Annotated in this window: 12 protein-coding genes; all 12 read right to left on the bottom strand. The window is 61.0% G+C overall.

The genetic code is table 11. From position 1 onward, the window contains the following. Positions 1-428 (bottom strand): hypothetical protein (locus BM357_RS17960; protein ID WP_074956691.1); only part of this gene is annotated, 428 nt, incomplete at its 3' end. Beyond that, positions 425-1,033, bottom strand: a complete 609-nt coding sequence (locus BM357_RS17965; protein WP_074956693.1) for an EAL domain-containing protein — start codon at positions 1,031-1,033, stop codon at positions 425-427. The genes BM357_RS17960 and BM357_RS17965, both read right to left, overlap by 4 nt. 2 nt (positions 1,034-1,035) lie before the next feature. Further along, positions 1,036-2,058, bottom strand: a complete 1,023-nt coding sequence (locus BM357_RS17970; RefSeq protein WP_074956695.1) for a ParM/StbA family protein — start codon at positions 2,056-2,058, stop codon at positions 1,036-1,038. A 43-nt stretch (positions 2,059-2,101) separates the two neighbouring features. Then, on the bottom strand, positions 2,102-3,241 hold the full coding sequence (locus BM357_RS17975) for a CpaE/TadZ family protein (protein ID WP_074956697.1): 1,140 nt from the start codon (positions 3,239-3,241) through the stop codon (positions 2,102-2,104). 22 nt (positions 3,242-3,263) lie between these two features. Further along, on the bottom strand, positions 3,264-4,256 hold the full coding sequence (locus BM357_RS17980; RefSeq protein WP_074956699.1) for a hypothetical protein: 993 nt from the start codon (positions 4,254-4,256) through the stop codon (positions 3,264-3,266). Between the two features lies 1 nt (position 4,257). Further along, complete coding sequence (locus BM357_RS17985) at positions 4,258-4,530, bottom strand: HU family DNA-binding protein (RefSeq protein WP_074956700.1); 273 nt, start codon at positions 4,528-4,530, stop codon at positions 4,258-4,260. A gap of 107 nt (positions 4,531-4,637) precedes the next feature. Further along, a complete protein-coding gene (locus tag BM357_RS17990; RefSeq protein WP_074956701.1) occupies positions 4,638-5,288 on the bottom strand; it encodes a thioredoxin domain-containing protein in 651 nt (216 codons plus the stop codon). Positions 5,289-5,381: 93 nt separating this feature from the next. Then, positions 5,382-7,334: an Ig-like domain-containing protein gene (locus BM357_RS17995; protein WP_074956702.1), complete on the bottom strand. Its 1,953-nt coding sequence runs from the start codon at positions 7,332-7,334 to the stop codon at positions 5,382-5,384. A gap of 19 nt (positions 7,335-7,353) precedes the next feature. Beyond that, positions 7,354-7,845: a hypothetical protein gene (locus BM357_RS18000; protein WP_074956704.1), complete on the bottom strand. Its 492-nt coding sequence runs from the start codon at positions 7,843-7,845 to the stop codon at positions 7,354-7,356. A gap of 185 nt (positions 7,846-8,030) precedes the next feature. After that, positions 8,031-8,741, bottom strand: a complete 711-nt coding sequence (locus BM357_RS18005) for a replication-relaxation family protein (RefSeq protein WP_074956706.1) — start codon at positions 8,739-8,741, stop codon at positions 8,031-8,033. Then, positions 8,738-8,950, bottom strand: a complete 213-nt coding sequence (locus BM357_RS18010) for a hypothetical protein (protein WP_074956708.1) — start codon at positions 8,948-8,950, stop codon at positions 8,738-8,740. The genes BM357_RS18005 and BM357_RS18010 overlap by 4 nt, the downstream gene beginning before the upstream one ends. 193 nt (positions 8,951-9,143) lie before the next feature. Beyond that, a partial coding sequence (locus tag BM357_RS18015; protein ID WP_217647718.1) for a hypothetical protein occupies positions 9,144-9,386 on the bottom strand: 243 nt, incomplete at its 5' end.

Genomic DNA, 9,386 nt, shown 5'->3' on the forward strand with positions numbered 1-9,386 from the left:
CGCAGGGTCAACGGCGCACCGACAAGCGGCGACGTTGCCTGGCGCATGTCCCACGGTACGGTGATTGCAGGGCGGAACTCGGGCGGAAACGGCCAAGGCACGCCCGTCTCCTCGTAGCCAATGAGCACCGGCACCACAGGCTTTGTACTTTGCCTCTGTGCGCGAAGCGCCGTCTCGATGCGAACTGGATCCGGCACCACCCCGTACACCACGATGTCCGGCGCCACCTCCGACTCCTCATGGTCCAGGCACACCAGCACCGGTTTGGCCGTTTCAACATCCCCCCACCGTTCGCACACCTGCACGGTCCGGTTCCACACCCGGTACGGCGCGCGGTGATCGGCGTATATAACGCTGTCTTCTACCGTCCCGGCCATGTTCCACGCCAGAAAGCTCTTGCCGAAACCCGCAAAGCCGACTTTTCTCATGCCGCGCCCCCCTCAATCGGGGTAGGGCGTCCATAGTAGAAGCCCTGCCCGTACCCAACGCCCAGTTTCTGCAGCCAAGCATGTTGTTCGGGTGTTTCTACCCGCTCAACCACCAACTGGGCTCCTGATTCCGCCGCAACCTGCACCAGCATAGGCAAGAACACCTCCACTCCTTCCGTCAGACGCACCTTCACGAAGTCCGGCCTAAGCACACTCCAGCGGGAGATCCCGTTGAACCCGTCGCCGAAGTCGTCCAAAGCCACCTTCAGGCCCCGCTCCCGGAACGGGGCCAGATACAAAACGACCGCCTCGGCGTCGAGGCGGCTTCGTTCCGTGATTTCCAGGACCAGTCCCGTCAAATCCTCGTCGGGCGGAAACGGCAGCCTTCGCTCGGTCAACAACTCCGACGTGACGTTCACGAATACCAGTTCATCACTGTTTTTCGCCCGCTGCGCCGCCACGTCGAGGATGTACCGGTCAAGGCCCGTCAACAGTCCCGCGTCTGCCAGCAGCCCCAACGTCTCACGGGGATGAGCAAGCAAAAGTTCATGCCCAAACACTGTCTCGTCCGAGAGGCGGACGATCACCTGTTGCCGAAGCGCCACGCTCATCCCCTCCCCGACCGTGTGACGCCGTAGATCCAGTACCCTTGCGCGTTGGCCATCTGGGGATTGGGCACAACGTACACGCGCGGGAACGCGTTTTGCAGCGCCGGGAGTGCAATCGCATACCCGCCTCCCGCAACAAACACGGTCTGCACTCGCCGCACCGCCTCCGCTCCCATGCGCTCGACGATCCGCCGGACGATGAAACCGCCGAGGCGTTCCATGTGCCGTGTGCGCTCCGGTTCCACGGAGACGGCATTCCCGCCATACGCCACCTCACCTCGGGCAAGAAGTTCGTCGTAGATTCGATCAGACAAGGGCGGTGTCTCTCCTGTGCGTTGCCGGAACACCCCGGCCAGTGCCACGTGCAGGTCATGCACCCCCACGTCCACCGAGTCCGACAGGCGGTTGACCAGCGCCAGTTCGGGCTGTGTCTCAAAAGTGACGAACCCCGTTGTCCGCGTCCCGACGTCCACCAACAGCAGGTACCCGCCATGCTCCGTCCAGGCAGGATTGCGAAGCTCCAGGGTAACCGGATCGAGGAGGCTCGCGATCATCGCGCCCATCGCCTGCGGGATCACCCGCACGCTTCGCACCTGGACGTCCACCGTTCGCCCCTGCACTGTCACCCGCCCGGTGGTCTCCTCCAGACGTTGCCGCAACGCACGCCGCTGCGTCTCGTAGTGCGCCAGCGGCAACCCCGTCACCACGTCCAGCGGCTCGCCGTCCTTGGCCAAAAGCGCCAGCGTCGTCAACCACAGCGCCTGTGTGTCCGCGTCCTCGTACTTTCGCGTGGCCAGGTTCAAAGCTGCGTCCCGGCTCTCCCGCCGGGCCAATTCACCGATGAACACCCGCCGCGATCCGGAATCTGTTTCAATCGTCACGTCGTACTCCAAGGCGCGGGAACCGAACATCTCCGGCATCACCAGCTCGTGCGCTTCCCCAACCAGTGCCGGGAACCGAACCTGTCGCTCCCCGTCTGTAGCCTTTACCCATCCGTAACCCAGGTCCACACCGAGAATCATCCGCATCCCCCTCCAACACATCTCACCGTGCATGGCAACCGCTTCACCGTCCAAACAGCCGGAACCGCCGCCGCTTCCGCGGTGCCACAAACCCAAACGCCTCGTCCCAGAATGGCTTCATGGCCCGAACGATCCGCTTGCCGTTTATCCCGCCGCGCTTGTCGATGGTCGGGTCGAACGGGACCACGGCCCGTACGGAGAACGGCAGCAGGTACTGCTCCAGCGCCCGTTCGTCTGACCGTGCCTTCTTGCTCTTGTTGAGGATCGGCGACACATCCGCCTTGGACAGTCCCGCGAACACCAGCTTGTCCGCGTGCTCCTGAATCCGGGCGAGCTGGTCCACCGCTGGCACGACGACAAACAGCACCTGCGTCGTGTACGGCAGCACAGCCTGGTGCACCGGCGTCCATCCCTGCGGCATGTCCAGCAGCACCGCATCCATCTCCTCCAGGCAAAGCTGGAGCAGATACACCGCGTCCTCCGGGTCCTGGAGCACCACTTCCGGGCTCTGTGCTGACGGAAACAGATGCAGGCCGGATTCGTGAACCAGACACACTCCGTCGCGCACCGCCTCCTCCACGCTCTGACCACGCCAGCCGCGCACATCCGGTGCGTCGGCAAATCCGAACTTCTGGGCGATGTCCCCGTTGGTATCCAGGTCGATCACCGCCACCCGCTTGCCACGTAGTGCCCCGTAGTACGCCATGTGCGCACCGAGCGTCGAGCGGCCGGCGCCGCCTTTCGGGCTGTCAAGCAGGATGACCGGCACCGTGCGGCGACGCACCGGAGCGGAAACCGTACGACGCAAGGCCAAAGGCGCTGGCGCGGCAGACCGAACGGCGGCCTCTTCCTGTTTCGGCGGCGGCTCCGGCACCGGAGAAACAGGCGGAGAAACGGATTGCGGCGCCTCGGTCTTCGGCGCCGCCCGTCGAGTCTGTTCATGCCATCGCATCGCGTCCGCGATCCGAAACGGCGGGGTGTACTCGTACACCGCCGTCCCCGCAAGCCGCTGCTGTACCGCGGACGTAACACCCAGTCTGGCGTCGACAAATACGCCTTCCAAGTCCCCTTGCGCCGCAAGCCGTTTGAGTTCACTCATGGCCGTAACCACGCGCACGTCGAACACCCCGGCGCACTGGGCCTGCACCTCGTCTGCGCCGTCCTTGCAGACCAGTGCAAACACCGCGTATCACCTCCCCATCGCGTCAGTCGTCGAGAACGAATCCTCCGTCCTCGTTGTCGCCGGTGGCCTCGTCGTCGAAGACAAATCCGTCCGAAGACTCGCCGACGCCAGGGCCCCGCGCTATTGCATCCTCCATTGGGGCAGCCGTTTCCATGTCTGGAGCCAACACCACAGCCCGGAATCCTTGATCTCCTTTTTCAATCGCTCGCCACAACCCCAACATCGCCTCCGCAAATGCCGGATACCGCACCACAACCGGTGTCCCGGTGGTCATGGCCTCGTACGCCGTCGAGCCCAGATCCTCGATCACCAGGTGCGCTGAGCCTTCCGGCAGCGAAACTCCCGCTGGCACCCGGTTAACGACCATCCACGCATCTGGCCCCGGTGGCGCAGAGAAGGCCTTTGCCGGATCGCAGTCCCGGACAGCGATCACCGTGTCCGCTTCGACCGGCACCGTGGTGTCGCTGGCATCTAGCACCCACATATCGCCCCCATCCGCCTGCACAGCCCCGAACACGATGTCCCGGTAAGGCGGTGCAAGCCAGGACGCCAAGGGACTCGCGCTCGACACACTGATGAGCTTTGCGTCGATCCCTTGCTCGCGCAGCACATGCCACAAATTCCAGGCAAAAAACGTCCCGCCGGATTGGCGGGTTGAGATGACCTTGACACGATAAGGGGCGCGCGGGATCTGCACCCGCGGCACCCCCGGCAACGCCTCTGCGAGAAACGCGAACACGTGGGCCGCTGTGGCCCCGTCTCCCTCTGGCCACGCAAGCACATCCCGGACGCCGAGTTCCCTTGCCTTTGCCACAATGTCTCGGCCCTTCGCGTCCAGGGTTCCGGCCACGAACCGGACCGGAACCCCTGACTCTACTGCTGCCTTCGCGTCAGCTAGGCGAGACACCAGTGCGACGTCGGCGTACTGCAAATCCGTCCATTCCACCAGTGAGGACAAGGTGTCTCGCAGCCACGCCTCCGTTGTCGGATCACCCAACGCCAGGCACACCCGCACGTCAGTTCAGCCTCCGCTTCAGAGTTGCCGACGCCTGGAACCGCACCGCCGCGCGCTCCGGCACATCCACCTTCTCGCCGGTCAGTGGGTTCCTGGCCTTGCGCGCCGCGCGGTGCACGTGGACGAACCGGCCCAGGGGCGGCAGCATCACCTTCTCCCCAGCCTGCAGCCGCTCTCCCACGACGTCGCAGAGTGTGTTGATCAGACGCTCCACCTTAGCCTTGGGCAGGTCCGCCCGAACGGCCAGCTCCTCAATCAGTTCCGTCTTTGTCATGAAAGACCACTCCTTCACGAAATCAAATTGTCTTCACCCTATAGCGGCGTGTATGGCAAAACGGTACAAAACAAAAGCCGCCCGGATGCGGCCATGTGCTAAATGGCTCAGCTGAGCGCTTGTTGCCACGTGTGTACATCCGGGACAAACCCCTTCAGCACATACCACTTACCCTGTTTTTGCACCAACAGGTCGGGGACGGCTTGAATCTGGTTGTCCATTCCATCGCTAGGCAGCCCGTATAGCACGTCTGCAGCCTTCGATTCAGGAAGCCCGGCGTCCTTGAACGCTTTGGCCATGAGCGCTTTGGCTTGTTCAATGGACGTGACCTCGACCGGCTTTTGGTCCCCTTCACCGCTGTTGAAAAACACCGCCAGAATCTGCACCTTGTCTAGCAGGTGATTTTGATCCAGCAGTTGCAAGGCTTTGTGGCAATACGGGCACCAGTACGCGACCACAAGAACGGGCCGATCCGCTGACACCCGAACGACATGCCCCGACGCGTCATGCACAGGTGTTTTGAGAATCCCGTCCACCCACTTGGCGTCGGCCACCGTCAGCCCGGGCAAGCCGGTCGTCACCGGCGTCGTTCCGGTGCCGATCCCGTTTGTGGGAGTGACGGTGGCGTTTACGCTCGCTAGCGCCTGCCCTGTCCTGTGCCAAACGGCAGCCGTTCCTCCTGCGTATCCCGCTCCCGCTGCCAACACCAGTGAGCTGGCACCCAGCAATACTTTTTGCCACTTCGACTTCAGCTTCATCGCTATCCCTCCATCCTCAATCTCCATCCAGACGAGGATCGAATGACAACATCAAAGGCCACCCCGCCATGGGATGGCCCGAATCCAAATGCTTCAGGAGACATACGGTGGCACATACGTGTAACTCGTCTCCCAGTGTCCTGGTGTACAGGTGGTGACAGGCGTGCAGGTTGTTACTGGCACCCAATGGCAATACATAGAACAATCTAGGTAACGTGTCGTGGTGCACTGCTGCGTGGTCGAGCAGGAACCGGGCACCCAGTAACTACCTGTCGCCTCGGAGTGTCCCGGATACGCTGTCAACGTCTGGCTTGATTTCAACAAGTGACCCTGTGCGTCATACAGGTTCGCCACATACGTGTGGGACTTCCCGTCTGTGATGGTCGTGTAAAACGTCTGCGACGTTCCTTGCCGCATCGTGCCCACAACCTGGCCCGTCGTCTGATCCAGCAGCGTCACATAGTAACCCAGACGGTCCACTGGCGTGTTTGTGCTCACAGTCCACGAAAACTGGTTTCCGTAGCTGCTTGTCACCTGGCCTGAAAGCTGAACTGTAATATCTGTCACGCTGATCGTTCCGCTCCGTGACACGCCGACACTCGATGCCGTGATTGTCACGTTCCCAGGGCTTTGCGGCGCCGTGTAGGCAGCGGAGAACCGGCCTTGCGAGTCCGTCCATACCATGTACGTACCCCAACTGGTTCTCGTACCTCCGTTGCCGCCTTGGAACGAACCGGCCGTAGCCTTCAGTTCCACCGCCACGTTTGCAAGAGGCGAACCCTTGAACGTGACCGTACCGGAGACCGTCTCAGACTGACCGACAGACATCGGTGACAGCGAGTTCAACGAAACGGATGGCATCTGGGCATTCGATGGATATGTTGCATTCGCAGTCAAAGCAGACCCATTGACCGGAGTAATGGACAAGACAAGCGAATCTCCCGGTCGGAATACCCAGCTTCCCTCACCGTCGCCGTAGTTGAGTATGTCACCGCTTCCATAAGCGGAATTGAACGTAAATACGACTTTGTTGTCAGACCACGATACAATTTTGGGCTGTACCGCATCATGTACCGTATCGGTGATATGCCCAGCTTCCCATCCTGTGGTCATATCATTCACTGTCAACGCGTTCGGCGATGTATTCGGTTGGTTTCCGAATCCTATACCAGTGATCGTCACCGTGGGCGGCCACGTGCCGGTGTCAAACGATACAGACTGAATGCTTGGCGACACCACCGAGAAGCTCTTGCTGTCGCTCAGCCCGTCGCTTTGCACCGTGGCCTCGATCGTCACCGTACCGGGCGACGAAGGCGCGGTGTAGGTCACCGAGAACCTACCTTGAGAATCCGTCGTCACCGTCCGCGCGCTCAGCGTGCCTTGGCTCACCGACAGCGCAACGGTCTCATTCGGCACCGGCTGACCGTTGTAGGTCACCGTACCCGAAATCGTGATTTGCCGCCCCGTCACCACCGTAGATACGGAGTCCAGGCTCACGACCGGCTTAATACGCCATGTCACCGTCAGCGGCGCGGACTGTGCCACCGGAGCATTCGTGCTGTCCGGATCACCGACATAGGCCACATAGGTGTGCGAACCGGGCGAGTTCAAGGAAACCGTCGCGGTATCCGTCGTCCCGCTGGTGGCAGGCGTTCCGACCCACTGGCCCGTGGTCTGATCAAGGATGTCCAGAGCGTACCCGTCCACATCCTCATTCGTTGTAGCCGTCAGCATAACGCTCTGTCCCACGAAAGGACTCGCCGGGCTTGCCGTCAGCGTAACCGTCATCGGCGGCGCCGCGGATATCGTGCCATTGCCGTTTTGTACGGTCACGACGTACCTTGGCGTGGTTTGACCCCACAAATGCCGAGCCATGTTGTCGGCGGCCACCGCCTGCTTGTGCCCGCCATTGGCGTAGGCCACCCACATGCCTGTCACGGCGGCGCCAGTAAACCCGATAGCCGCCAATGTCCAGACGAGTCGCGGCACCATGCCTTCTCCGCCAGCGCGCCGCCAGCGCAGACGTCCCCATAAAACCTCGAACATTCGCATTCACCTCCCTGAATCACTGCGCAACTTGCATGACCACATACGACGTGTACTCCTGTAGTCCCGCAACAAACCAACGAGCCATCAGGACTGTCACCAACGCTCCAACCGCCAAGTACATACCACTCGGTGCCAAATACCTCTCTTCCGGCGGAGTCAGTCTGCTCGACAGCCGCGGCCACCATGGCCTTGTCAACAGAGCCAACGCGCATGAAATCGCAATCGCAATGAGGCTGAACGGTCCAAGGCCAAGCCCCGTAAGTGCAGCCATCTCAATGTCGCCCAGGGCGGCGTTACGACGATCCGACACCCACCACAGGACCGCGCAGAGCAGTCCGGATGCCACCGCCACCCAAGAGAAGTGGGCAAACATCACCGCCAGGGCAAAACAAAAAATCGCTGTCTCACTCACCCGGCGGTAGAGGACATCCGTGATCGCACACAGCCCAAGGAAACCAACAGTCAACCAAGCAGCGGAATAGGACCAGAGGTGCTCCAAAACAAACAATCCCTCCCTTCATCCAGTGGAGGGGTGCATGGCAAGACCTTAACGGCGCACCTGGTCTTTAGCGGAACCAATTCACTTGCCAAAACCCATGTAAATTCAGGCACTCCCAAGCCCATAAGAGGCAGGTTCAGAGCGGGGTGTAACCCAAGGTGGGGAGGAGAGTTGAGATGGTGGTACAGCGCATGTCAGAACACTTCCTCGGTCTGCACGTAAAACGACATACGGACGTCGGCATGGTCCACCCGCCGCCAAATCGTCTCCAGGAACGCTCGCCTGTGTTCAGACTTGGTAACCCACACGACGCGCCGGAATGAATCGTCCAGCGGTGCGAGATTGGTTACGTACATCTGGAACTTCCGCCATATCTGGCGCGAGTTCTCGGTGGCGTTGTCATACTCCACCCACCAAAACCCGTTTGGTGTCCGCAAGATGGCGTCTGGCCGGATGGCTGTTGCCCGTAAATCCGTGTCAACCTGCCCTGTTGCCAGCTTCCTCAAAAACCACAGTTCATCCGCCGCCTCCCGGGTGTTGAACCAGCGCACCCCGTCAAATCCGTGCGCCCGCACATACCGCATGAGAATCGCGTTCAACCCCAGGGCATGATTCATCTGTGCTTCCATCGTAACGGCCTTGCCCTCGATCCCGAGCATCTGATGGACGTAACGAATCCCGGTCTCAGTCAGCAGATACATGTGGTGATTGTCGCTGCTTTTCACGCCGCGTATCAGGGGTTCGGCTTGTTTGGTCCGCAGCCGCCGCAGGTTTCGCTTCAGCTTGTGGACACTCCAACCCAAGAGGAACAACAGGTCGTCCCGAAGAATCACTCCTGCGTCGAATACCACCCCGAGCAATTGCTGCTCCGGTGCAAAGTCACTGTTACGCCATTGCAGAATCAATCGTCATCCCACCTCTGCAGGAAAGACGTCACAGGGTTGCGGGGCACCTCACGTTCATCCTGTCTTTCCTGCCCTTCTTTCTGTTCAGCCGCTTGCACGCCGCCGGTGACCACCAACCCATGCTCCATCAGCCACCGGCCCACTTGCTCCGCCACCCGCTTTGCAAAATCCCCGTCCTCCTGGCTTTGTTCAAGGACCCGCAGCAGCATCTCCTCCAGGGTCCTCGACCGTTGTCGGGCAGGCAATCGCCGAACGAAATCAATCACTTTCGAGTCGCGGAAATACACGTGCATTCGCAGCACTTTGTCTCACCATTCCTTTGTGGGACGTAAGCGCCCACATCCCGTAACCGGTCGGTGTGAATCTGGGGGGGATTGTGGGCGTAATCGTCCCACAGCACCATCACGCGTGCAGCCACTCCAGCACCCGCCGCTGCTGTTCGCGCTCCACCGCTTCCTCATCATCCACCACCGTGACGGGCATAAGTTCATCCAGCCAGAACGTCTCTTTGTAACGGGGTAACTGGACCACAGCAAACCGACGGCAGATAAACACGATCTCGCCCTCCTGCACCGTGCGATCCATATCGTCGTCCGCCGGACGCTTTTTCTTCGCCGTCCGCACCCGCACCCAATCTCCCACTTG

It is taken from the genome of Paenalicyclobacillus macrosporangiidus, assembly GCF_900116805.1.
Classification (GTDB): Bacteria; Bacillota; Bacilli; order Alicyclobacillales; family Alicyclobacillaceae; genus Alicyclobacillus_H; species Alicyclobacillus_H macrosporangiidus.